This is a genomic window from Ignavibacteriota bacterium (genome assembly GCA_013285405.1).
Classification (GTDB): domain Bacteria; phylum Bacteroidota; class Ignavibacteria; order Ignavibacteriales; family Ignavibacteriaceae; genus IGN2.
The window spans coordinates 3235113-3259308 of sequence record CP053446.1 but is presented as its reverse complement, the minus strand read 5'-3'; the positions used below and the strand labels follow the sequence as shown (position 1 = coordinate 3259308).

Genomic DNA, 24196 nt, shown 5'->3' with positions numbered 1-24196 from the left:
TCAAAAATGAGTTCAAACAATGAATCTTTTTCGCTTGAAAAATTTGGATAGTTGAGAATATTATAAGTCAATACTTTTACTCTTTCCTGAGGAAAAGATATAACTGTCAGAAATGCGAGTAAAAGCAATAAAAGTTTTATTACATTTTTCATTAAACGCTCATTATTGTTCTGTTGATAAAATGAATCTTAGTATTCTGTTATTACCTGTGTCGGCAACATAAAGTGTTTTATCGAAGAACGCAACTCCATGAGGTTCATTAAAGGAATCAGAACCGAAAGTTCCAAATGATTGAAGTTCATCCCCAAAGGAATTAAACTTGTAAATGCTGTCTCTACCCGCATCTGCAATAAAAATGTTTAAACTTCTATCAACCGCACTTCCTTCGGGTCTTTGGAATTTATTTGGTATCATGAATGAAACCGAGTTAGGAGAAAAATTACTCAGATATCTTTGATCAACAGGTGTAATTACATATTCAAACCACTGAGATTTAAAACTATTCTCGCCTGTCAATGTTACGATCATATCAATAGTCTGATCATTGAATGATGTAAGCGAGCTTATATTGTATGCTGAAACCACACCCTGACCTAATGGATCAATGTTTGGAACTCTTCCAATAAGAGTGTCCTCATTGCTTGGGATACCCAGTAATTTTTTCGGACTGAAGATTAAAATTGAATTATCTGGATCAACAAAACTTGTATTGTTTGGACCTTTCCTAGCAATATAAAAAACATTGTTATAGAAAGCACAGGTTCCAGTGTATTCGACCAAAGGTCTATTCAGATCAGCAGTTCGAGGAAGTAACTTTTTAACCGGTGCAGTATTTAATTGGTGCGATGAAGCAACCAAATCAAATTTATAGACAGCACTAAAAGTTTGACTTTGACCGCCCACCAAAGTATCAAACTGTGCACATACAATCAGATTGAGTCTGTAATCCTGAGCAAGAGCAACCGGATGTTTTATTGATCTTGCTCCTAAAATATCACCATTAAGATTCATCATAACGATGCGATCATTATCGGTATCTGCAACATAGATAAACGGTTCTCGTCCAACCATCACATCCTGTGGTCTGTTGAATCCATCCCAAACAGGTTTTATTTGAACATAAACCGTATCTCCTCCTATATTAATATTTCCATTTCCGGTATCAATGTCTGTGAGATCAAACTTCTCCGCACAACTTGTGAAGAAACTTATAAGTGCATATAATAGAATGAGTTTATATTTTTTTTGAAAATTCATTATAGTCCAAGCATAATTGAAAATCTATGAGCTGAACCTAATCTCTGGAAATTCGTAAAAGCATAATCAAGTGTGAACTCAGCAATACTAAGAGGTACATTTAATCCGAGCCCGAAAGAATAATTTTGCTCATCAACATTAAATTTATAACCACCCCGAAGGAAGAACATTTTCTGCCATGCATACTCTGCTCCCAAAACAATGTTTTCGCTGTTGTCATTCGGATGATTAAGTTGAATTGATGTTGTTATTCTGTGTTCTTCAGTTTCATAAGGCTCAAACGCAAAACCAACTCTGAATATTGTCGGTGGTGCAAAAGACTGCCATTCAGAATTTGTTCTGTTCCCGATTAAAACAACATCACCATCAGGCGCCAGTTCAGCACCAAAATTAGATACCGTTACCGCAAATCGTGTTGAACCAAGACCTGTTCTATAAAACGTACCCAAATCTATCATCACTCCGCGCATTTTTAATTTATCAAGAGTTTCTTCAACATACTTAACAGTTCCGCCAAAACTAAATTGATCAGTCATTCTCCTGGCATAAGACAGCGATATTGCGATATCAGTAAAACTAAAATATTCACCGGTTCCAAAAGGTGCAAACTCAGTTGTCACTGGCATATCATCCATTGTAACCGCAGTTAGAGAAGCGCCAAACGAATTTTCACTATCCAAATGATATACAGCGCCAATAAAATCATGATTGATATCAGCAACCCAGATATTATGCGAAATAATTAATTGATTTTTATTAAACTGTGCTAAACCTGCAGGATTCCAGTAAAGAGCCGAGGCATCATCTGAAATTGCAATAAATGATTCACCGAGAGCTGCTGCCCTACCTCCAACTCCAATTTTTAAAAATTGTGCTGTTGAAATTCCCGCTCGCTGATCTCCAAGAACTGGAAAAAGTTGTGAAAACATAACATCCGTCATAATTATGAATATGAGCGATATGTAAAACAAATTTTTCATTTAGAAAGTAAAAGTCACTCCAAATTTCAGATTACGCTTTGATAAATATCTTGCCGGATTGAGAGGATAAGGTGTAATTGGAGCCTGCAAATCCGGATATCGCGGATCATTCCAACTGCCAGGAACATCGTCGCCATATTCGTATGCTCTTCCGGTTACTGGATTTATTATTGTTGAATTTCTATTGTCAAGCAGATTATTAACTTCCAGGAATACTGAAAAGCTTAATCCGCTGAGATCAAAATATTTTTCAAAGTTCAGATCAACATAAAACCAGTCATCTCCAATTTCTGTGTAGCGTTCACCACGCACGTACTCATATTCTTTTCTACCCTGATTATCAATTGATCCTGTAAATACTGCAGGTGTATATCTTTTTCCTGACTGATAAAATGTTCTGATGTACATACTCCAGTTATCAATTATTCCCTCAGCGAATCCAAAACTACCTTCCTCAGCAAAGAAGTTGATAGATAATGATGCTGTAATTGGTCTATCCCATGATAAATACTCTTCACGGATTGATTCTTCTAAATCACCACGAGCGATAAGAACACCTTCTTCAGCAGAAGAACTTTTACCAGTAACAATTGAATATGCAAATGAAGCCTGACCATTAAACCATCTGCCAATTCTTTTTCTGAATTCAACTTCCAATCCTCTTGAACGTGCATAATCTGTATTTACATAAGTAATAAAACTTTCAGCAGCAAAACGTGCAGAAGTTATCCTGGCAGACCTTGTGCTAACGTAATCATAAATATCTTTGTAATAGGCTGTTACTGTAAGAACATCGTCCGGAGTGAATTGTGTTTTCAAACCTAATTCATAAGCTACTGTGGTTTCAGGATTAAGATTTGGATTGCCAAATTTCTGAAAAGATGATTGTGCACTAACGGGATTTAATTTTGCATAAACAAATTGAGGCTTTGGCCATTTGCTAAAATGTCCGTACGAAAAGAAAAGCGTTTGGAAATCAGATACAGGATGTGAAATTCCTAATCGCGGACTCAATCTTGCTTTAAATCTTCTATCACTAAACCATCCATAAGTATCCTCATAATATGCATCCCTGATCTGATCGGGAATTGTGATAACATTAGTGTCAGCAACAGCATCATCAACATATTTTCCGGGGAACCAATAATCAAGACGAAGCCCAAAATTTAAGATCATACCACCGAAGTTTATATTATCCTGTGCGTAGAAAGCACCAAGTGCCGGATAAACTGTGTAGATATCGTTATTCAATCCAAGCTCACCAATCCAGGGTTTGTAAATATCTACTACCTGCATTTCCTGGAACTGCATATTAAACCCGGTTTTGAATTTATTCATTTCATCGAAGAAACTTGTTAAGTCACCTCTCAATGAAAACTCTTCGAGAAAATGATCATGCCAGGTAAATGGATTTCCAACATCCCAGAATCCATCACCGGGGATAACTCCTATTGTATCAAATTCTTCATTATAGTATTCAATAGGAAAGTTTACAATATCCTTTGGTTCGTTATACAAATTATAATAGAGACCGTTAGCATCACCTCTAAGATTTGTGAAAAAGTAATTTGCTTTAAATTCATAGTAAGTTCTGGAATTCAACGTGTGGGTTGTAGTAAAACTATGATAGATATTGTTATGCGTAAAAGTATTCGCATTATCTAAAAGATTTTGAAATGTAAATTGATAACCGGGTGATGGTTCTACATACTCAAGATTCGATTGTAGCGATTGTGAGTTTTGATTAATGTTAACGGATTGATTAAATGAATAATTGAATTTCAAAGTTGGTGAGTACAGGTAAGATAATTTTGCAAGCCAGAACCAGCTATTTTCTTCACGCGGTGCATATCTGCTTCCACCGAATGTTGATGAGATGAGTTGATCAGCAGTAGATTTATAATATCCTTGAGTAATACCATCACTGATTCCGCCATAAAAGTTAGTGAAGAATGTAAATTCGCCGGGAATGTTTAAACCCACCACTGGCAGCAAAAAAGAGGTTATCGGTTCAGGTCCGCTAAAGTTGGCTTCAAGAACATCAATGTTAAAAACATGATCGGAAGATGTATTACCAAAATTATCGCGTTTATAAGTTAGTGATCCGCTATATTTTTCACTCCCCTCTTTTGTTTTTACGTTAACTATTCCTGATGTTGCCTGACCATATTCAGCATTAAATCCGCCGGTAATAACCTCAACTTCTTCAATTGAAGAAGCACTTAACTGAAGTCCAAAACCTGTCCCAGCTATCGGATCCTGAACAGAAACACCATCGAGCAGAAAAGCATTTTCATAAGTTCTTCCGCCGCGAATATGAACTTCATTTGAATTGTTAACAACTACTCCTGCTTGCTGCGAAACTATATTCTGAACATTCTCAACAATAAGCTGATCTATCTCTTCCTTCGATATTGTTCTTTTACTTTGTGTTTCTTCTACATCCATTAAAGGCTTTTCACCAATCACGACGATATCTTGTTCAAGTGTTAATACTGTTTCTTCAAGTTTAACATCCATTCTGGTAGCTTTATTCGTTTCGATTTTAGTTCCTGTGTACTGATAAGTTTTGTAACCAATCAATGAAATATCAACATTGTAAATTCCAACCGGAATGTTTGTGATGCTGAAGTTTCCGTTTAAATCGGTCGCAGCACCGAAGTATGTGCCTTTTAAAATAATATTTACACCGGGTAGAGTTTCGCCGGTTGCTGCATCAGTAACATTTCCTGTTAGAGTTCCCGTTTGCTGGGCTGCAAGAGTAAAAGTATATAAAAAGAATAGCAGTAAAGTTTTCTTCATCTTGTTATTCCAAAATCAACGAAAAAAACTTTTTGAAGAAGCGCTTTAACATTTCCACTTCCATTACATTTATCAAGCGGCAGAGCGATAAAAAATTCAGTCAAGCCAATATTTGTAAATCCGGCAAACCCCGGCAATTCACCATTCAGATAATAATAAATAGGATTAGCAACAAGTTCATTCAGATAAAACGATTTAACGCGAAATACATTTATTGTGAGCTTTAAATTTGGATACAATGGGTCTGTAGTATCTGAGACAACATTAGTTCCGGGCAAAAGCGAAACTTTTAATCCAATACTATCTGAAATAATCGGAATAAAATTTTGCAGTTCAACAGGATCAACAGTTTGAGGAAATTGCATTGAGAAAGCAACTTTACCTCCTTGACTCAAATATTTCTGTGTGGAGAATGAAGCTAAATCAATAGAAGGATTATTGTCAGTGTACCAGAACAGGTAATCGAATAATTTTATAGTTTCAAGAAATGTTACATTTTTAAAAGGAGGTTCCTGTGTTACAATATCATAAGTATCATAACTGCCAGTCAAATTAAGACTGTCAAACATAGCAGAATAAAAAGTTGCGGCATTGTCTATCGTTGCATAATCATCAATAACAAGAAAATTACTTACAGGTTTTTTTACATACCAATAATCATTTGGATCATTTCCGGGAAGTTTAATGAACCTGGATTTTGCACCCGAGATATCTTCAGCCTGAACATAAAAATAATTCAAGTCATTAAATAACAGCCCCGGCAGTTTTTCCGGATTAATATTATTCTCCTGCCCTTCGATTAATATTTCCATTAACGGATTCTGGGAAGTAAACTCATTAGTTCTCATTGTTATTGTTCTGACTCTTCCATCGAGAGAAATGATATTAGCGGGATTTAAAGTATCGTTTAGTGCAATGTTAATTTTTAGTATTGATTCAACACCATCAATATCATCGGCGATCCAGCCGAAAGACATTACAGGAAAAGAAGTATCAGGAAGAAAACTTAGTTCGTTCCATTGTATTGTCGGTGCAGAATTTTTTAACGGGAATAAAAATTCCGCCGGCGTTGCATCAATCAAACCAATGTCATAATATTTTTCATTATTGTCCCAAATACCATTGCCATTTTTATCAATGAATGGTTCAGGACCGAAATTGATTCCATTCTGAAAAATCTGATTATCATATTTTCCATTTCCCTCAGCATCGGCAGCAGAAACATTAAATCTGAACGTTGTATCGTTTGCACCAATCTTGAGTGAAAATAAACTATCATTACCTGCTGTGAACTGCCATGGTTCATCGTTCCATTTGAAATAAAATCCTCTTATTATTCCATCAGGGTCATCTCCCCACCAGCTTACTAACAATCTTGTTTGCTGCGGAATGATTACACTATCCGGATACAACGATACACTTGTTTCGGGAGCCTGATTTTTATTTTTAACTCCTACGATTTCCTCTTTGCAGGAAATCATAAACAAAGAAACAATTGCAAGAAATATTATCAGTAAAAGATTTTTATCAGACATTTTTAATTATTCAAGAGGACGAACCCTCTCCGGTTGAAGAGGGTTCTTCCATATCTTATTTTATCAGCATCATCTTTTTAACATCAACAAAATTCCGTCCGTTATCTTCTGATGAAGAAGCAATCAATCTGTAAAAATAAATTCCGGATGGAAGATCGCTGGCGTCGAATGTAAGATTATAATTGCCAACTGGTTGAACCTGGTTATCAACAAGAATTTTAATCTCCTGACCAAGAATATTGAAAACACTCAATCTCACATTCGATTCAAATGGAAGTGAGAAATTAATTCTTGTAGCAGGATTGAATGGATTAGGATAATTTTGTGAAAGCTGATACTCATCCGGAATAGTACCTTCATTTTCTACACTTACCGGATCGTATCCGATGAAATCATCGTTATTTCTTGGAACAAGTTTGTAATTACCAAAAGAGTAATACAGGATACCCTGAAGTGCATCGAAAGTGCTTCCGGTTTTTACATAATAAAGTCTTGTAGGATCTGAAAGATTATGATAATCATGATTACCGTCCTCAAGTTCAACTCTTGTATCACCGCTGCCATCACTCACGTACATTTCACCAAAGTTGCTTGGGAAGTCTGCATTTTCATTAGTAACAGTCACATTATTATATCGGATAAGTACACTTTCCCACTGTTCTTTTTGAACTTGTCCGAATCCACCGGTTCCAATTGTTACAGTTTCCAAGACTTCAGGAGTTGGAAGCGGCTCGCCTGAAGAAAGTATCTGAACATTTGTGATACTGTCAATTCTTGTAACATTAAATGTTGGTGTAATTGATTCATCCCAAACGAGACCATCAACTGATACGAGTTGACCCTTTTGGAATCCACGAATCGTACTGCCATTTGTACCTCTTGTTCCAACCTGAATTCCACTCCATGGACCCTGACCGTTTTGCATATAAATTCTTAATGCATAGGTTGGTGTACAATCATTTGTATCAGCGGTAACTACACCAGTCAATTGAAGCCGGTATCCATTATATCCACTAACATCGGTACCGAAAGGATTATACTGTACATCCTGAATTTCTACACCCCTGTTTAGCACAAGATAGAAATAGTAAGGATTTGTAATGTTCGATGGTAATGTGGAAGTATTTCCTTGATTATCTTTTGACCAGATGTAATAATCAACCAAAGCTGAGTCACTATTTACTCCCGGAATTGTACCTGAATAACTGCTACCGCTTCCAGGTGTCATATTAACAGCAGAATAATTTCCACCATCAACACGATAATAAAGTCTTACTGAGTCAACACTTCCATCATCTGTAACATTTGCAGTTAATGTAACTGCCTGATTAGTTAAAACAACGGCTGGATTTCTTTTAAGCTTGCTAATTGCAGGAGGTGTTACAGCAATTTCCATATCGTTTGGATACATAGGACCAATATAATATCCAGTCGTTCTGGTTTGTATTACTCCTCTGATATAACTTAAAACTGTTCCGTCCACAGGCACCTGATAAGTTGTTAATCCTGTAAGTCTGTGAGATCGCAGCGTGAAATAACCAGATTGATCGAACATAAACATATAATTGCCCTGTCCATCATTTATTCTGAATGTTCCAGTACTTGTATTTCTATCGCTTGTAGTTACATTTCTGATAACAACATATTGACCTTCATATTTTTCAGCTAAAGGATTTTGTACTCCGCCAGACATAAAATCTGAAATATCAAGTTCAATAGGGTCCGGTCTTTTAGGTAGTTGTTGAATTATGCTGACTGGTGTCACCGGGTTAATCAGAACTTCACCCTGTGTAGTTGTATTAAATTCATTAACAGTTAAGGTTATTTCAACTACCTGAGCAGTATCTATTAAATCAAAAAATGTTCCCTGGTATTGGGATGATGTATCCATCTGCAGAACATTAATTCCGTCAAATTCATTATACACTTGTCCATCCGGATCGTAAAGATAAGTAACCCATCTTGCACCAGACCACATAATTGGTCTCCTGTCAGTTTGCGGGTTAACTAAAGGGCTAACCATTACTATTCCCCGAACTTTTACCTGCTGTCCATTCAAAGGTGAGGGCTGATCACCGGTGTTTAACAACGTAGAATCAGGTATATATTGAATATCCTCAATTGTAACAAGAGCTTGTGCAAACAAGTCACTAGTGATGTATGCCATCATCATCACAAGAAAAAATATGAATGTTTTCATTTTTTACTCCTTTTATTTGATTACTAAAAATTTTCCCGTTTTTATATCACCGCTATTATTGTTTTTAACAGTGAATAAGTACATCCCTGTTGCAATTGCCTGTTCATTATCTGTTAACAGATCCCAGGCATGTTCGCCTCCTGCAAATTTTTGCTTACCATCAGGTGCATAAGTTTCAAACCATCTTACTTCCGAACTATTACTTGATGAAGTATGATCAATTCGTTTTACGACATCGCCTGAAAGAGTATAAATCGTAATCTGACAATCGGAAGGAAGATTAAAGAAATATATTTTCCGTAATCGCTCAGAACTTCCATCCCAGATTGCATTTCCATAATAAGGATTTGGGTAAACACCGATTTGTATATCCGGATCGTCAGTAGAAGGAGTTCCGGGAAGTACTCTTTGAAAATTTGCTAACGGTGATGATTCGAGTATATCGAGATTATTTTCAGGATCACCTTCATCAAATGCACTTACTGAGAATAAATACTGCCAGCCGTTTAGCAGATTGTTCAAAGTATATTTGTAATAGTATTGAATTGTATCACCCGGAAAAGTAATTGGTTCAGGCAGTTCAACAAAATCAAAACCTGTATCAAATGAAACACCGTTACCAGCACTATCAAATTGAGCAAGTGTTACTAATGAATTAAATATATCCTGTCCACCCTGTGTAAGGTCAAATCCCGCTTGAGTTCTGTAAATTTTATATCCTTCAAAATCCTGTTTGCCTGATATCGGATCAATAGATAATTCAGCTCGTTTATCCCAGTAAATTTCAACTTCACGATCCTTTGGAATTACTTTGACTACAGGAACAACCGGAGGTGCTGGCAGAATATAACGAGTTATTTTTCCGTTAGAATCAAGATCTTCTCCAGGATCAAGAATTCCATTTCTGTTTTTATCTTCACCGAAGTAAGCACGTAACGCCCAATCTGCATTTATATATAAATTTGTTTTTTGTTCTTCTGTATCGAGGTTTGCAGGATCAGGACCAAATTTTTTAGCGCACACTATTGCAAATACAACATTTATTGAATCACCAGGTTCAATTGTCGGGAAGTGACCGTTTGTAATAAGAATTGATCTATTGGAAGGTGTTTTTATTTGCTGTGGTGTGATACCATCTTTCCATCGACTAGTTCCGCTGAAATAACCTCTCAGTTTTCCATAACGATCAAAATCATTCTGAGGTGCAAAAAAATCGGGATCATCTACATTCCTAAATTGCCAGGTAACAAAATTGACTGAAGGTATTGAATCAATTAATCCAACTGGAAATTTCTCAGGTAATTTTGGATCTGATCCACAATGAAGAACCCCGATATAGCTATCACTAAATCCAAGATCACCGGCAGCATCAAATTCATAAGCCATTTTAATTGAATCATTATAACCATCACCACCCTTGTTGAAAAATGCGCTGCCTGATGGTCTGCCTGTTATATTTGTATTACGAACGACCGCATCTGTCCACATTCCAACAAATACGCTATCAATATTTCTATTACTGACGTTTTTAATCCAGTAATTAAATATTACAAAGAAGTTAGCGAATGGAAAATTCCAGGCATACGTTTCCTGATGCACAGCAATTCCAAGTGGATTGTGATCAATGATTGGTTCGCCATTTAGAAAAACTCTGCTGGTATCTGAATAATCCATCAGAAAATCCTGGTGAGAAATTGCAGCGGGGCTAAAAAATCTGGAATCAAATAGCGATGATCTTTCCTTTACACGACTGCCAGCAATATTCGTGAATTCAAATCCTCCTCCTCTTGCTGAAACTGAAGCCGCATCAACTGCTCCAGTAGTTACAAAAGGACCACCAACACCTCTTATAAAACCACCAACATAAAGTCCGCCATCAAAGAGATGCTCTATTCCACTTCCGATCGGATACTGACAGCTTGGCTGTTCTGGCCAAAGAACGAAACCGTGTCCATAAGTACCAAAATTTGTAACTGTGATTCCAATATTACCAATATTGGTGTACTTGCTGTTATCATCGTCAAGGATTTTGGGGAAGTACTTTTCTTCATCACCGGGGTTTGTGGTGAAGGCACAAAGAAGTATGGACAGATAAATTATCCGGTAACGAAGTTTCATTTGATAAAAAGTAAAAAAAGTCTTTAATAATCCGAATGGTTTATAAACACGGAGTCAAAATACACAAAAAATAAATCTTAGTAAATAATGGAATTGTTAAATTTTAAAGAGATGAAACAGACAATTTATTTTAAAAGTATCATCTTCCTGGACTGTGAAAACCCCCGAGAGGTTAGTTTATAAAGATAAATGCCTGATGATGAACTATTATCAGCAGAGAATACAACCTCATACTCTCCCGCAGATTTCTCTTCATTAACAAGAGTTGCGATTTCATTTCCGAGAATATCATATACCTTCAATGTTACGTAACTACCTATCGATAATTGATATCTTATAACAGTTGTAGGGTTGAACGGATTCGGAAAATTCTGGGAAAGAATAAAACCGTCCGGAGAATTAACTTCTGTGATCACACCACTTGAACTTCCGGGAAAGTAAAATTCAAGCATTCTGTCAATCGATGCCCGCCACAAACCCCAGCTGTGTCCTTCAGGTCTTTCAAGCCAATTGAGTTGATAGTTTGCACCAAGCAAATAATCTCTGAAATCTCTCATATTAGTGTAAAGACTTTCATAAGTTCCCCAGATTGCACACCAGTCGATGTCTTTAACCGGACCATTAATAATCAGATTGTATGCTTCATAATTATTTGGCCAGAATGCACCTGAATGCAATCCACATAATCCAAATACTTCAGGATGATTATAGCTGATGAGTGCAGAAATATTTCCTCCGAAAGAATCGCCGAGAACTAATCTCTCTTTTGGATCAACTTTAGTATGATAATTTGCATCGATGTATGGCACAAGTTCATTTATAAAAAATAATCTGTATTGATTTCGAAGTGAACCTGCATATTCTTCATTGCGATTATTTGGTTTTACAAACACAGCAATTACAGGTTGAATTTTTGAGCTGTCAAGAAGATTATCAATTACATTTACTGCTTTGCCAAGACTAATATATTCTGATCCATCCTGAAAATAAACTGTTGGATAAGTTGTAGAAGATAAAGAATCATATCCTGGTGGTAAATAAATATTAAGTTGATAGTTAGTCCCCACGATCGAACTGAAAATAGTTTTTGAAATTACTGTTCCGTGTTGAATTGAAGGATTATAATTTATTTCCCACGGTTGAACGTATAACGGCATTGAAAGTTCTGAGTTGGGACCAAACCCTCCCTGGCAAGTATTTGGATTTTCGGGATCTAGAATCCAAAAACTACCACTATTGTTTACAATAAAGAATTTATAATCAAGTCTCGCGTCAAGTTCAAAATTTTCTGAACGATACCAGAAATTTGTTTCACTTAGTTTTGTCATTGGCCAGGCGGAAGCACTCCATCCATTAAAATCTCCCGGAACAGAAACGGAGCTTGGATTACCCTGATAAATAAAATTGGCAGTTGAATCTTCTATGAAAGGAATTCCTTGTGTTCTTGCATAAGTCATAAAACTGTCAACCGCAGCTTGCTTTAGAGACGGGTCACCAAGTGAATTCACATAATCAATAAATTGCTGGAACTGTGATTGGCTGTAGGTTAAAGCTGAAAGAATAAAGTAAAATGTAATAAGAAATTTTTTCATAGATATATTTCAAAATATTTTTAAATTCAATGAAGTAAAAATCACAAATCTTATTCCGGCTGAATGAAACGGTTTTATTTGTACTTAAACTAAAATACTTCTCTTGCGTGTCGATCTGCGTGGTACGAACTTCGTACCAATGGTGATGATTCAACAACTTTGAAACCCATTTTCAACCCTTCTTCTTTATACATCCTGAATTCATCAGGAGGAACAAACCGATCTACAGGTAAATGCAGTTTTGTCGGTTGAAGGTATTGACCGATAGTCATAATCTCACATCCGTGTTGAAGCAGATCATTCATAATTTCCAAAACTTCTTCTGTTCTCTCACCGATACCAACCATGATTCCGCTTTTAGTTTTTAATCTGCGAAATTTTCCTGCAAAACGGGATCCTGCTTCGCGGGAAAACCATTCAATCAAATTTAAACTTCTATCATACTTCGCTTGGGGACGAACTGCGTGATATAATCTTTTTACAGTTTCAAGATTATGATTCAAAATATCAGGTGGAAATTGCATTATAGTTTCAAATGCTTTTTCATCACCTTTAAAATCCGGAATAAGAATTTCAACGGTACAATCAGGTTTTTCTTCCCTTAAAAGTCTGACACATTCCTTAAAAATAAACGAACCGCCATCTTCGAGTTCATCTCTGTTAACCGAAGTTATTACTGCGTGTTTTAAATTAAGCTGCTTGATTGCTTCAACAACTCTTCTTGGCTCATCTAAATCAAGTTCAGTTGGCAAACCAAGTTTAACGTTACAGAATCCACAGCTTCTTGTGCAAGTGTCTCCAAGAATCATAAAAGTTGCAGTTCGATGATTCCAGCATTCAGCAATGTTCGGACATTTTGCTTCCTCACAAACAGTGTTTAGTTTCTTCTCACGCATTATACTGCGCACATCAGAATAATTATCACCTGTGGGAAGTTTAACCTTCAACCAATCAGGTCTTTTTCCTAAAGGAATTTTTTCTTTTTCTATTTGCTCTATAAAAGCTTTTTGATGTTTATTAATTACACTCATAAATTTTCCTATTGTCATCAAGAATCCGGCGATTGCCGAATGAAGTGATCTCGCTGAGTATTAAAAATTCTCTGAATCAAAATTCTCTAATGTTTCTTTAAGATGTTTCATGAACATACCACCTAACATACCATCGATTAACCTGTGATCGTGTGATAAAGTTAACGCCAATACCGGTCTGATGGCAATTGAATCCGAACCATCCACGTTTACAACTATCGGTTTTTTAATTACAGCGCCCACACCAAGTATTGCAACTTCAGGCTGATTGATTATGGGTGTTCCGAAAATAGTACCAAATACACCATAATTTGTGATTGAAAAAGTTCCGCCAGAAATATCATCAGGAGTTAATTTTTTATTTCTTGACCGGAATGCTAAATCATTCACAGCTTTTGCTAATCCAATCAGGTTTAACTGTTCAGCGCTTTTGATATTCGGAACAATTAATCCTGTTGGTTGTATTGCGACTGCGATTCCAAGATTAACAAAATTTTTCTGAAGTATAGTGTTTCCATCAATAGTAGAATTGACAAGTGGATAAGCTTTCAATGCTTTAACGCAAGCCTGAGCGATGAAAGCCATGTAAGTCAATTTAATTCCATATTGCTTCTGGAATTCATCTTTATATTCCTGTATATAATTGTGAATACGCATCATATCAACCTCTAACATTGCAGAGACATGAACAGAAGTATCACGGCTTGCAACCATATGATCCATTATCTTTTGCCGGATATTATCCATTGGAATTCTTTCCACACCAGAACCAGATGAAAAAGTTTTGACTTCTGAAGGAATAAATGACGGGGCGGGTGCTGCTTTTCTCTCAATTTTTTCTTCAACTGGTTTCGATGAAACTTTTTGCCTGCTTCTGTTTTCAATGTAAGATAAAATATCCTTTTTCGTTACTCTGCTATCCAATCCAGTTCCTGATATTTTTCGGAGTTCATCGAAGCTGACATTTTCTTTCTGTGCAATACTTAAAACAAGCGGTGAATAAAACTGACTTCCCTCACCCTTTGATTTTTCTTTTTCGACTGAAATAGTTTTAGAAAAATTATCGTGCATCGAGACTGGCTGTGGTATTTCAATTTTCTTTTCAGTGATGGTTTCCTTTTTTGCAGAAATGATTGTTCCGGCACCCGTACTTATTTTTGCAACTATAGTTCCGACAGCAACAGTTTCTTGTTCACCAATTAAAACTTCCGCAAGTGTTCCTTCAACAGGTGATGGAATTTCGGTATCAACTTTGTCAGTGCTGATTTCAAAAATAGTCTCGTCTTTCTTTATGTGATCACCAACTTTTTTAAACCACTTTATAATCGTTCCTTCCATCACCGATTCACCCATCTTCGGCATTTCAATTGCAAACAGATCTCCTGCTGGAACAGCAGTCTCAATAACTTTTTCTTCAACAGGCTTTTTAATTTCAGTGACTTGTTGTTCTTCGACTTTCTTCACTTCAATTTCAGGTTTTGCACTAACATCAGAAGAACTTCCACCATTAATAATAGCAACAACAGTTCCGACTTCAACTGTTTCACCTTCTTTATATTTTATTTCTGTCAAAACACCTGCAACTGGTGATGGAATTTCTGTATCAACTTTATCTGTACTGATTTCAAAAATAATTTCATCCATCTTTACAGAATCACCGACCTTTTTGTGCCATTTTATAATTGTTCCTTCACTAACGCTTTCACCCATTTTGGGCATGATTATTTCCATGTTCAAACTCCCTCGAGGCAAAGGATAATGCGAAGACCTGAAACATTTTTATTCATCTGTCTATCCTGCTTTCTTTTCTAATGAAATTTTAATGCTGTTAATTCATTTACTATTTTAGTTGTGTCGGTAATGATTTCATCAAGTGCATTTTTTTCTCGAATATAACCCAGCTTAAATGAAGCAAAACTCTGGCTCATTGGTTCGTATCCACTTCCACGTGATATTTTATAAAATCTTGTTTTGTCACGAGGTTCAAATCTTCCAAATCCTTCGGAAAAATTATGAGAAATAGAATTTACTGCACGACGCATATCACTTATCAATCCAAATCTTTCGTCAGATGGAAAAGATTTTGTAATTACATAGATTTTAAGAAGCAAATCAATTGACTTCTTCCAAACTGACATATTTGTAAAATTCGGATATTCCATTTCAAATCTCTTCGCCTTGGGCTCAGCCTTTGTCTAATATTCTATTAACTCTTTAATACCGTTATATATCTGAGTTCTGGATGGCAGAACAACATTTTCCAAAACCGGTGCATAGGGAATGTGAGTATCTTTTGCTGCAATCCGTTTGACCGGTCCATCCAAATACTGAAAACAATTATCAGAAATTCGCGCAGCTATCTCGCCACCAAAACCTCCTGTTAAAGTATCTTCGTGTATAACAATTACTTTATTCGTTTTCTTAACTGATCTGAAAATAGTTTCTTCATCAAGCGGAATTATTGTTCTGATATCAATCACTTCAACAGAATAACCGGATTCTTCTTCCAATTTTTTTGCTGCAAGAACTGAATCCCACATTGAAACTCCGTAAGAAACAACTGTAATATCGTTTCCTTCTTTTACAACTTTTGCTTTCCCAAAAGGAATCAGATAATCATCATCAGGTTCAGGAAAAATTGCTGAACTCTGACGATATAACCCTTTATGCTCACAGAATAAAACAGGGTCATTTATTCTACAAGCAGTTTTTAGTAACCCTTTTGCATCTGCTGCGTTACTCGGAAAAGCGATATAAATTCCCGGAACGTGTGCATAAATTGATTCGATGTTTTGACTATGGCAAAGTCCGCCATGAATATATCCGCCAACAGCAACACGAACAACTACAGGTGTTGACCACGCATTGTTTGAACGATAACGCATAGCAGCAGTTTCATTTTTCATTTGCATAAATGCAGGCCAGATGTAATCGCCAAATTGAATTTCAACGACAGGTTTTAATCCAGCTAACGCCATTCCATTTGCAACACCAAGAATACTTGCTTCTGCAAGTGGTGAGTTGAATACCCTATCATCGCCAAAAGTTGTTGATAATCCTTTTGTTGCTGTAAACACACCGCCTTTTAAATCAGCGATATCTTCACCGAAAATGTACATATCTTTATTACGTTTCATCTCCTCGTGGAGAGCATGATTTATTGCATCCACCATCACGATCTTTTCACCAGATGGATTGCTTTTCTCATAATCCAGAGATTCTTTCAGCCCGCTTTCGTCAAAAACATATTTTGCTGCATCACGTGGATCAGGGTCATTTGCCTGATATGCTTTATCAGCAGCTTTTTCTATTTCCTCATTTATTTCTTTCCAGAGATTCTGATATTCATTTTCATTCAACAAACCTTCAGCTTTAAGTTGAGCAGCAAATTTTTCTATCGGATCATTTTGTTTATCCTTTTCCAGTTCTTCTTTCGTTCTGTATTTTTTCTGATCGTCAGAAGATGAATGTGATTGCAGCCTGACAACTTCTGCTTCAATTAGTGCAGGACCTTTTCCGCTTTTTATGTAACTGATCGCTTCCTGAATTTTTTTGTAAGATTCGAAAAAATTTGTTCCATCAATTTTTTTTCGATGCAGAGTGTAAAATCCTCCCATCATCTCAGCTACTGAACCATCCTTGCCTGCCGTTTGATGTTCAACAGGAACAGAAATAGCATACCGGTTATTCTGAATTACAAAAAGGACAGGTAATTTTTCTCTGCTCGCCCAGTTTACTGCTTCATGAAACTCACCCTGGCTTGTTGTTCCTTCGCCGCTGCTGACGTAAGAAACATTTTTAATTCCTTTTCTTTTTGAAGCCATTGCTGTTCCAACTGCTTGCAAAAACTGTGTACCGGTTGGACTTGATTGAGATGGAAGCTGAGCATTTATCATTCCCCAATGAACCGGAAGCTGTCTTCCACCGCTCGCAGGATCATTCGCTTTTGCAAAAGTTCCCAGAAATACTTCTTCAGGAGTCAGACCAGCCATCAATACTGTTCCAAGATCTCTGTAGTACGGAAACAACCAATCTTTTTTTGGATCGAGATGCAAACCAATTGCCATCTGAACAGCTTCGTGTCCTTCAGCAGCAATATGAAAAAATGATTTCCCTTGTTTTAGAATTCGCATTGCTTTTGCATCAATAGATCTTGAACGGATCATCATAGTTAGGATTTCAATTAGCTGTTTTTTCTCAAATCCCATAATATTTTTATTTGGATTTATTTTTGTCCCTTTGCCATTAGTTGGTTTTTCTTTGGTATCACTTTTTTTTCCGGATTCGATTACTTGGTTTAAATTTTTCTTTGCCATTGAAAAACTCTTCTAATTTGTGAGACTAAATTTTGTTTGAAATAGTTCCTGCTTCTTCAAAGAAGCAAGCTCATCATAACTGAATAAGTCAAAGAAGTTTTTAAGAATTTTTTCTTTCACTTCAGCGACTGATATTTCTTTTCCTAATTCTTTTTTTAGCGATGTAACCGATTTATCCTGAATACCACAGGGAATTATTCCATTAAATAAATTCAAATCAGTGTTAACATTGAAAGCAAATCCGTGCATTGTTACCCATCTGCTGACTTTAATTCCGATAGCTGCGATTTTTCTGTCCGCTAACCAAACTCCAGTATGCTTTTCATTTCTTTCACAATCCAGACCAAATTCACTGCAGGTTTTTATAATCACCTCTTCAAGTGCTCTCAAATATTTGTGAGTGTCATTGTGCCACCTATTTAAATCAATTATCGGATAACCGACAATTTGTCCCGGACCGTGATAAGTGATATCACCACCACGATCAATATCGTAAACTGAAATCTGGTTTTCCCTCAAATAATTTTCGGAACCAACAAGATTTTCTTTATGCGCTGTTTTACCCAGTGTATAAGTATTCGGATGCTCAAGCAGAAAAATAAAATCTTCAACTTCGTTTGAAACTCTTTTTGTATGAATTTCATGCTGCAAGTCCCATGCTTCTTTATAATCAATAAATCCCAAATCGCAGTATGTTAGAATTTTATTCTTCATCTTCCATTTTCGATTTAACATCATCCATTAAATATGAATTGCTTCTCCATAAGCCTGAGCAGCGGCTTCCATTATTGATTCTGATAAAGTTGGATGTGCGTGAATAGTTTTGATTATGGATTCACCTGTTGCTTCGAGTGAACGGGCTAAAGTTACTTCTGCAATCATCTCAGTAGCTTCACTACCAATAATATGAGCCCCGAGAATTTCACCATACTTAGCATCAAATATCATTTTTACAAAACCTTCTCGTTCACCAATCGCGAAAGCTTTTCCACTCGCCATAAACGGAAATTTTCCAACTTTGATTTCGTATCCTTTTTCTTTTGCTTTTGCTTCCGTTAATCCTACACTGGCAACTTGCGGCTGGCAATAAGTACCGCCGGGAATATTATCATAATCAATTGGAGGATTGTGTAATCCCTTAATATGCTCAACGCAATGAATTCCTTCTGCTGAAGCAACGTGTGCTAACCATGGTGGACCAATTACATCACCGATTGCAAAAAGTCCAGGAAGATTCGTTTCATAAGTTTCTTTGTTTACTTTGATATGATTTTTCTCAATTTGAATTCCGAGTTCTTCAAGTCCGATTCCCTCAACATTTCCAACCACTCCAATTGCGTTCAATACTTTTTCAGCAGACAGGATTTTCTTCTCTCCATTTACATTAACAGTTACATTAACTTTATTTCCTTTCACTTCAGCTTTTTCAACTGTTGCACTTGTCAGAATCTCAATACCTCTTTTCTTAAAATTCTTTTCAAGAGCAATTGAAACTTCTTCATCTTCAATTGGGAGAATATGCTTGAGCATTTCAATTACCGTAACTTTTGTTCCGAGTGCCGAATAAAAATAAGCAAATTCAATTCCTATTGCTCCGGCGCCAATTACAATTAATTCTTTTGGAAGAGTTTCAAGTATCATCGCTTCTGTACTTGTAATGATGTTTTTTCTGTCAACAGGGATCGCTGAAATATTTCGTGGTCTCGCACCAGTAGCAATAATTATTTTATCAGCAGAAATTGTTTCAATTATTTTTCCCTTATCATCTAAGATATCGATTGTATTCTTTGAAGAAAGTTTTCCGAATCCTCTTATTCTATCCACTTTATTTTTTTTGATGAGCAGTTCAACATTTTTTGAGATTCGGTCTGATACATCTCTGCTTCGTTTAATTATCTTATTAAAATCGAAATTGAGACCGGTAGTTTTAATTCCAAAGTCATCACCGTGATTTTTAATCTGGTCATAAATCTCAGCATTTTTAAGAAGCGATTTGGTAGGAATGCACCCCCAATTAAGGCAAATTCCACCAAGATTATCTTTATCAATCACAACTGTCTTAAATCCAAGTTGACCCGCACGGATAGCAGCTACATAACCACCTGGACCACCTCCTAAAACTGCGATATTGAAATGTTTTTGCATAAATTGTGTAATTAGTTAATATACTTTTTTGGCAAATATAGGCACACAAGTATATAAATGAAAATCAAATACAATTAATTTTGACTTCCAAGTCGGGTTTTGAGAAATGCTTTCAGGTTTTTACAGACAGAACTAAATAACCATATTTGTTTCGCTAAAATTTTATGATAAACACTGAACAAAATACTCAGGCTTCAAAATCGATTACAAGCAATGAACAACTTAGTGTATTAAGAATCACTGCTCTCTGGGCTTTTAGTGAATCTGCGTTTGGTGGAATATTGCATGCGCTGAAAATTCCATTCAGAGGAATATTTATTGCATCTGCTGCAGTTCTTTTTATTTCTTTGATAGCTTTGTTTTCGAAAAACAATAAAGACGTCCTGAAAGCAACACTGATAGTAGTATTGATCAAAGCTGTAGTTAGTCCTCACTCTCCTCTCACTGCGTATTTAGCAGTTTCTCTCCAGGGTGTGTTGGGATTTTTGTTTTTCTCAACAAAAAAGTTTTACAAATTATCGACTTTGTTACTCGGATTATTAGTTCTCTTTTTATCCGGATTGCAAAAAATAATTATTCTTACCATTCTTTTTGGTAATACACTTTGGGAATCACTAAATCTTTTTATAGAACAAGTGTCGTCAGAATTTTTAGGGATAACTAATCCTGACATTAACTATGGATATTTTTTAGTTGGAATTTATTTGTCGCTTCATGTAGCTGCCGGATTGTTTATTGGAATTTATGCCGGAAAACTTCCAAACAAAATCGATTACTACAAAAAAGTAGTACCAACTTTGATTGAGAATAACATTATTGAGGATATTCCGAAGAAAGGAAGTAGAAAAAAGAAGAATTGGTTTTTACGACCTACCGGGATTTTCATCATTCTTCTTTCCGCAGGTGTAATCGTATTATCATATTCCTCCGATGAACTCGAAAATAATGCGGCTGTGTCTGTAATTTTTATGCTTGTGAGAGCTCTGATGATTACTTTTATCTGGTATTATTTGCTGGCACCATTTTTTAAAAAGCTTTTTCAAAAATTTGCTGCAAAGAGGAAGAGCGTTTACTCAAAAGAAATTGAAGAAATAATGTCTATGTTTCCGCAGTTCAAAAAGATTGTAAATTTTTGCTGGAAAAATTCGAAGAATAAAAAAGGACTTAAACGCATTCGTTATTTTCTATCAACATCATTTTATTATTTGTTACTAAGTAAATAATAAAAAAAGATTTTCTAATTTTTTTTATTTCTTTGCATAAAAAATCCCCAGGTATTTAACTTATCATCAATTTTAGCTTGACCATTTAATTGAAACCCAAAGTGAAGATAAAAATTTACATTCGTTTCAACTTCTGTGTTGAGACTCAGACCTGTGCTTGTTGGATGTTCTGAGACTAATTTTTCAACTTCATCAATTAACTTACGAGCATAACCTTTTCCCTGGTAAGCATTTCTCACTCCGATCATATTCAAGTGATGATGTGGTTCTTTTGGAAGTAGATTAGATGCAATAAGCCCATACTTTTCATATCGAACTTTTTCTTCTGCACCGATTTCTTCCCAGAGTTTATCTCGCAGTTTGATTAATTCCGGTGGTGAAGAAATTTCTCCAGGTAAGGTTACAGTAGCAGTAGCAAGGAGTAGGTTGGTTGAATTATATATGCCAAGTAAAGGTTCATTTCTAATTGCTCTTGCAGAAACAAAAAATGTAATCAGTTTTCGAAGCCGTTCATCGTAATCTTCTTTTTCGCCAAGAACATATTTCATTACAGGGTAATTATAGAATGATTCGCAGAAAACATCTGTGACTTCGGAGAAGTTTTCATTGGAGAGGTTTACAACACTCATTATTTTTTTCTATTTATTCATTAAATACAAGAAATTATTTGCAAAACCAAAAAGGGCATCGTAGTGATGCCCTTTCTAAGTTAGAGGTTTGAGATTCTTCGTCCCGATTTCATCGGAACTCAGAATGACTCAAGCATTAATTATTTCAAATCGAAACGGTCAAGATTCATTACTTTATTCCATGCTGCGACAAAATCCTTAACGAATTTTCCTTTTGCATCATCCTGTGCATAGACTTCAGCAAGTGCTCGAAGTTGTGAGTTCGATCCGAATATTAAATCTACTCGTGTTGCCGTCCATTTGAGTTCGTTTGTTTTACGATCTCTTCCTTCAAATGTATCACCTTTTTCTGAGGTTGGGTGCCACTTGGTTCCCATATCAAGCAAATTAACAAAGAAATCGTTAGTGAGTTTACCAACCCGGTTTGTAAACACTCCATGATTGGAACCACCGTAGTTTCCACCAAGTACACGTAATCCACCAACAAGCACTGTCATCTCCGGTGCACTTAGAGTAAGAAGCTGCGATTTATCAACAAGCATTTCTTCTGCTGATATTGAGTAAGCTTTCTTCTGATAATTACGGAATCCATCTGCTTCAGGTTCTAATAATGTGAATGATTCTACATCAGTCTGAGCTTGTGATGAATCCATTCTTCCAGGCGTAAAAGGAACTTCTATTTTCGAGCCCGCAGCCTTAGCTGCTGATTCAATTGCAGCACATCCACCAAGAACAATCAGATCAGCCAGAGAAACTTTTTTACCATCTTTACGATTGTTAAATTCTTTTTGAATTCCTTTCAATACTTTAAGGACTTTTTCAAGTTGTGTTGGCTGATTGACTTCCCAATCCTTTTGTGGTTCTAAACGAATTCGGGCACCGTTTGCACCTCCGCGAAAATCAGAACCACGAAAAGTAGATGCTGACGACCACGCAGTATAAACTAATTCTGCAATTGAAAGTCTGGAATCTAAAATCTTCTTCTTAAGATTTGCGATTTCTGTTTTACCAATCAGTTTATGATTAACTGCGGGAATCGGATCCTGCCAGATAAGATTTTCTTTTGGAACTTCAGGTCCGAGGTAACGGGCTTTCGGTCCCATATCTCTGTGAGTAAGTTTAAACCATGCTCTTGCAAATGCATCTGCAAAAGCTTTTGGATCTTTATGGAATCGCCTTGAGATAGGTTCAAATACCGGATCAAAACGTAACGCCATATCTGCAGTTGTCATCGTGGGAGGATATTTCTTTGATGGATCATGAGCGTCAGGTATCATGTGTTCCGGTTTAACATCCTTCGCCTGCCATTGCCAAGCACCAGCCGGACTTTTAACTTTCTCCCACTCATATCCAAAGAGCATATCGAAGTAACCATTATCCCATTTTGTAGGATTAGGTTTCCATGCACCTTCCAAACCACTTGTTGTTTGGTGAATGCCTTTTCCTGATTTGAATTTGTTTATCCATCCCAAACCTTGTTCTTCAATAGGTGCAGCTTCCGGTTCACGACCCACTAATTTTGGATCACCGGCACCATGCATTTTACCAAATGTATGTCCACCTGCTGTAAGTGCTGCAGTTTCTTCAGCATCCATAGCCATGCGTTTGAACGTTTCGCGCACATCACGACCTGAAGCTACCGGATCGGGATTTCCATTCGGACCTTCGGGATTTACATAAATAAGTCCCATCTGAACGGCAGCTAATGGATTTTCAAGTTCACGGTCACCGCTGTAACGTTTATCACCAAGCCATGTATCTTCTTTTCCCCAATAGATATCCTCTTCTGGCTGCCAAATGTCTTCGCGTCCACCACCAAAGCCAAAAGTTTTAAATCCCATTGATTCCATCGCACAATTACCGGCTAAGATAAGCAGATCAGCCCAGGAAATTTTGTTTCCATATTTCTGTTTGATCGGCCAAAGAAGTCTTCGCGCTTTATCGAGGTTAGCATTATCAGGCCAGCTATTTACCGGAGCAAAACGTTGATTACCAGTTCCACCACCGCCGCGTCCGTCAGCGGTTCGGTAAGTGCCAGCACTATGCCATGCCATTCGAATAAACAAACCACCATAATGACCCCAATCTGCGGGCCACCAATCCTGTGAGTCAGTCATCAACGAATACAAATCTTTTTTAAGTGCTTTGTAATCAATCTTGCTGAATTCTTTTGCATAGTCAAATTTAGGACCCAACGGGTTTGATGCCGGATGGTGCTGGTGAAGTATTCCAAGATTTAATTGGTTTGGCCACCACTCTTTATTTGATGTACCTCTTCCGAATGAAGTTCTTCCGGTTACCGGGCATTTACTTTCATCACTCATATTAATTCTCCTGATGTTTTAAAGGTTAATAGATTATTCAATTA

16 protein-coding genes are annotated in these 24196 nt (G+C 36.5%); 1 reads left to right on the top strand and 15 read right to left on the bottom strand.

Annotation, left to right across the window (positions count from 1 at the left end):
* Nucleotides 1-162: 162 nt before the first annotated feature.
* The 13 genes from HND39_14285 to lpdA form a co-directional block, all read right to left on the bottom strand.
* Nucleotides 163-1257: a hypothetical protein gene (locus HND39_14285; GenBank protein ID QKJ97360.1), complete on the bottom strand. Its 1095-nt coding sequence runs from the start codon at nucleotides 1255-1257 to the stop codon at nucleotides 163-165.
* Nucleotides 1257-2237: a PorV/PorQ family protein gene (locus tag HND39_14280; protein ID QKJ97359.1), complete on the bottom strand. Its 981-nt coding sequence runs from the start codon at nucleotides 2235-2237 to the stop codon at nucleotides 1257-1259. The genes HND39_14285 and HND39_14280 overlap by 1 nt, the downstream gene beginning before the upstream one ends.
* Nucleotides 2238-5039 (bottom strand): TonB-dependent receptor, encoded by a 2802-nt coding sequence (locus HND39_14275; protein QKJ97358.1) that lies wholly within the window; start codon nucleotides 5037-5039, stop codon nucleotides 2238-2240.
* Nucleotides 5036-6574, bottom strand: coding sequence for a hypothetical protein (locus tag HND39_14270; protein QKJ97357.1), 1539 nt, complete (start codon nucleotides 6572-6574; stop codon nucleotides 5036-5038). Before HND39_14270 ends, HND39_14275 begins: the two co-directional genes overlap by 4 nt.
* Before the next feature lie 55 nt (nucleotides 6575-6629).
* Nucleotides 6630-8774 carry a T9SS type A sorting domain-containing protein gene (locus tag HND39_14265; GenBank protein ID QKJ97356.1) on the bottom strand — a complete coding sequence of 715 codons (2145 nt, stop codon included), beginning with the start codon at nucleotides 8772-8774 and terminating at the stop codon, nucleotides 6630-6632.
* Nucleotides 8775-8786: 12 nt separating this feature from the next.
* Nucleotides 8787-10892: a hypothetical protein gene (locus HND39_14260; protein QKJ97355.1), complete on the bottom strand. Its 2106-nt coding sequence runs from the start codon at nucleotides 10890-10892 to the stop codon at nucleotides 8787-8789.
* A 125-nt stretch (nucleotides 10893-11017) separates the two neighbouring features.
* The gene (locus tag HND39_14255; protein ID QKJ97354.1) at nucleotides 11018-12484 is read right to left on the bottom strand and encodes a T9SS type A sorting domain-containing protein; all 1467 of its coding nucleotides are present in this window, start codon (nucleotides 12482-12484) and stop codon (nucleotides 11018-11020) included.
* Between the two features lie 89 nt (nucleotides 12485-12573).
* Nucleotides 12574-13515, bottom strand: a complete 942-nt coding sequence (gene lipA, locus HND39_14250; protein QKJ98017.1) for a lipoyl synthase — start codon at nucleotides 13513-13515, stop codon at nucleotides 12574-12576.
* Nucleotides 13516-13575: 60 nt separating this feature from the next.
* Entirely contained in the window at nucleotides 13576-15246 is a 1671-nt protein-coding gene (gene sucB, locus HND39_14245; GenBank protein QKJ97353.1) for a 2-oxoglutarate dehydrogenase, E2 component, dihydrolipoamide succinyltransferase, read from the bottom strand.
* Nucleotides 15247-15323: 77 nt separating this feature from the next.
* The gene (locus HND39_14240) at nucleotides 15324-15677 is read right to left on the bottom strand and encodes a four helix bundle protein (GenBank protein ID QKJ97352.1); all 354 of its coding nucleotides are present in this window, start codon (nucleotides 15675-15677) and stop codon (nucleotides 15324-15326) included.
* A 33-nt stretch (nucleotides 15678-15710) separates the two neighbouring features.
* On the bottom strand, nucleotides 15711-17723 hold the full coding sequence (locus HND39_14235) for a tungsten formylmethanofuran dehydrogenase (GenBank protein QKJ98016.1): 2013 nt from the start codon (nucleotides 17721-17723) through the stop codon (nucleotides 15711-15713).
* Nucleotides 17724-17843: 120 nt separating this feature from the next.
* Nucleotides 17844-18545, bottom strand: coding sequence for a lipoyl(octanoyl) transferase LipB (gene lipB, locus HND39_14230; GenBank protein QKJ97351.1), 702 nt, complete (start codon nucleotides 18543-18545; stop codon nucleotides 17844-17846).
* 27 nt (nucleotides 18546-18572) lie between these two features.
* Complete coding sequence (lpdA, locus tag HND39_14225; protein QKJ97350.1) at nucleotides 18573-19976, bottom strand: dihydrolipoyl dehydrogenase; 1404 nt, start codon at nucleotides 19974-19976, stop codon at nucleotides 18573-18575.
* Nucleotides 19977-20140: 164 nt separating this feature from the next.
* Between lpdA and HND39_14220 the strand changes: the two genes are divergently transcribed.
* The gene (locus tag HND39_14220; protein QKJ97349.1) at nucleotides 20141-21199 is read left to right on the top strand and encodes a hypothetical protein; all 1059 of its coding nucleotides are present in this window, start codon (nucleotides 20141-20143) and stop codon (nucleotides 21197-21199) included.
* Between the two features lie 14 nt (nucleotides 21200-21213).
* Here the strand turns inward: HND39_14220 and HND39_14215 are convergent, their stop codons facing one another.
* Both HND39_14215 and katG read right to left on the bottom strand, forming a co-directional pair.
* The gene (locus tag HND39_14215) at nucleotides 21214-21828 is read right to left on the bottom strand and encodes a GNAT family N-acetyltransferase (GenBank protein QKJ97348.1); all 615 of its coding nucleotides are present in this window, start codon (nucleotides 21826-21828) and stop codon (nucleotides 21214-21216) included.
* Nucleotides 21829-21968: 140 nt separating this feature from the next.
* Nucleotides 21969-24152 carry a catalase/peroxidase HPI gene (gene katG / locus HND39_14210; protein QKJ97347.1) on the bottom strand — a complete coding sequence of 728 codons (2184 nt, stop codon included), beginning with the start codon at nucleotides 24150-24152 and terminating at the stop codon, nucleotides 21969-21971.
* Nucleotides 24153-24196: the final 44 nt, after the last annotated feature.

Bases quoted from the DNA above. Each gene is read 5' to 3' on its own strand.
- HND39_14285 (QKJ97360.1), bottom strand. From the start codon at position 1,257: ATGAATTTTCAAAAAAAATATAAACTCATTCTATTATATGCACTTATA.
- HND39_14280 (QKJ97359.1), bottom strand. From the start codon at position 2,237: ATGAAAAATTTGTTTTACATATCGCTCATATTCATAATTATGACGGAT.
- HND39_14265 (QKJ97356.1), bottom strand. From the start codon at position 8,774: ATGAAAACATTCATATTTTTTCTTGTGATGATGATGGCATACATCACT.
- sucB (QKJ97353.1), bottom strand. From the start codon at position 15,246: ATGGAAATAATCATGCCCAAAATGGGTGAAAGCGTTAGTGAAGGAACA.
- HND39_14260 (QKJ97355.1), bottom strand. From the start codon at position 10,892: ATGAAACTTCGTTACCGGATAATTTATCTGTCCATACTTCTTTGTGCC.
- HND39_14255 (QKJ97354.1), bottom strand. From the start codon at position 12,484: ATGAAAAAATTTCTTATTACATTTTACTTTATTCTTTCAGCTTTAACC.
- katG (QKJ97347.1), bottom strand. From the start codon at position 24,152: ATGAGTGATGAAAGTAAATGCCCGGTAACCGGAAGAACTTCATTCGGA.
- lpdA (QKJ97350.1), bottom strand. From the start codon at position 19,976: ATGCAAAAACATTTCAATATCGCAGTTTTAGGAGGTGGTCCAGGTGGT.
- HND39_14235 (QKJ98016.1), bottom strand. From the start codon at position 17,723: ATGGGATTTGAGAAAAAACAGCTAATTGAAATCCTAACTATGATGATC.
- HND39_14215 (QKJ97348.1), bottom strand. From the start codon at position 21,828: ATGAGTGTTGTAAACCTCTCCAATGAAAACTTCTCCGAAGTCACAGAT.
- HND39_14220 (QKJ97349.1), top strand. From the start codon at position 20,141: ATGATAAACACTGAACAAAATACTCAGGCTTCAAAATCGATTACAAGC.
- HND39_14240 (QKJ97352.1), bottom strand. From the start codon at position 15,677: ATGGAATATCCGAATTTTACAAATATGTCAGTTTGGAAGAAGTCAATT.
- HND39_14270 (QKJ97357.1), bottom strand. From the start codon at position 6,574: ATGTCTGATAAAAATCTTTTACTGATAATATTTCTTGCAATTGTTTCT.
- lipA (QKJ98017.1), bottom strand. From the start codon at position 13,515: ATGAGTGTAATTAATAAACATCAAAAAGCTTTTATAGAGCAAATAGAA.
- HND39_14275 (QKJ97358.1), bottom strand. From the start codon at position 5,039: ATGAAGAAAACTTTACTGCTATTCTTTTTATATACTTTTACTCTTGCA.
- lipB (QKJ97351.1), bottom strand. From the start codon at position 18,545: ATGAAGAATAAAATTCTAACATACTGCGATTTGGGATTTATTGATTAT.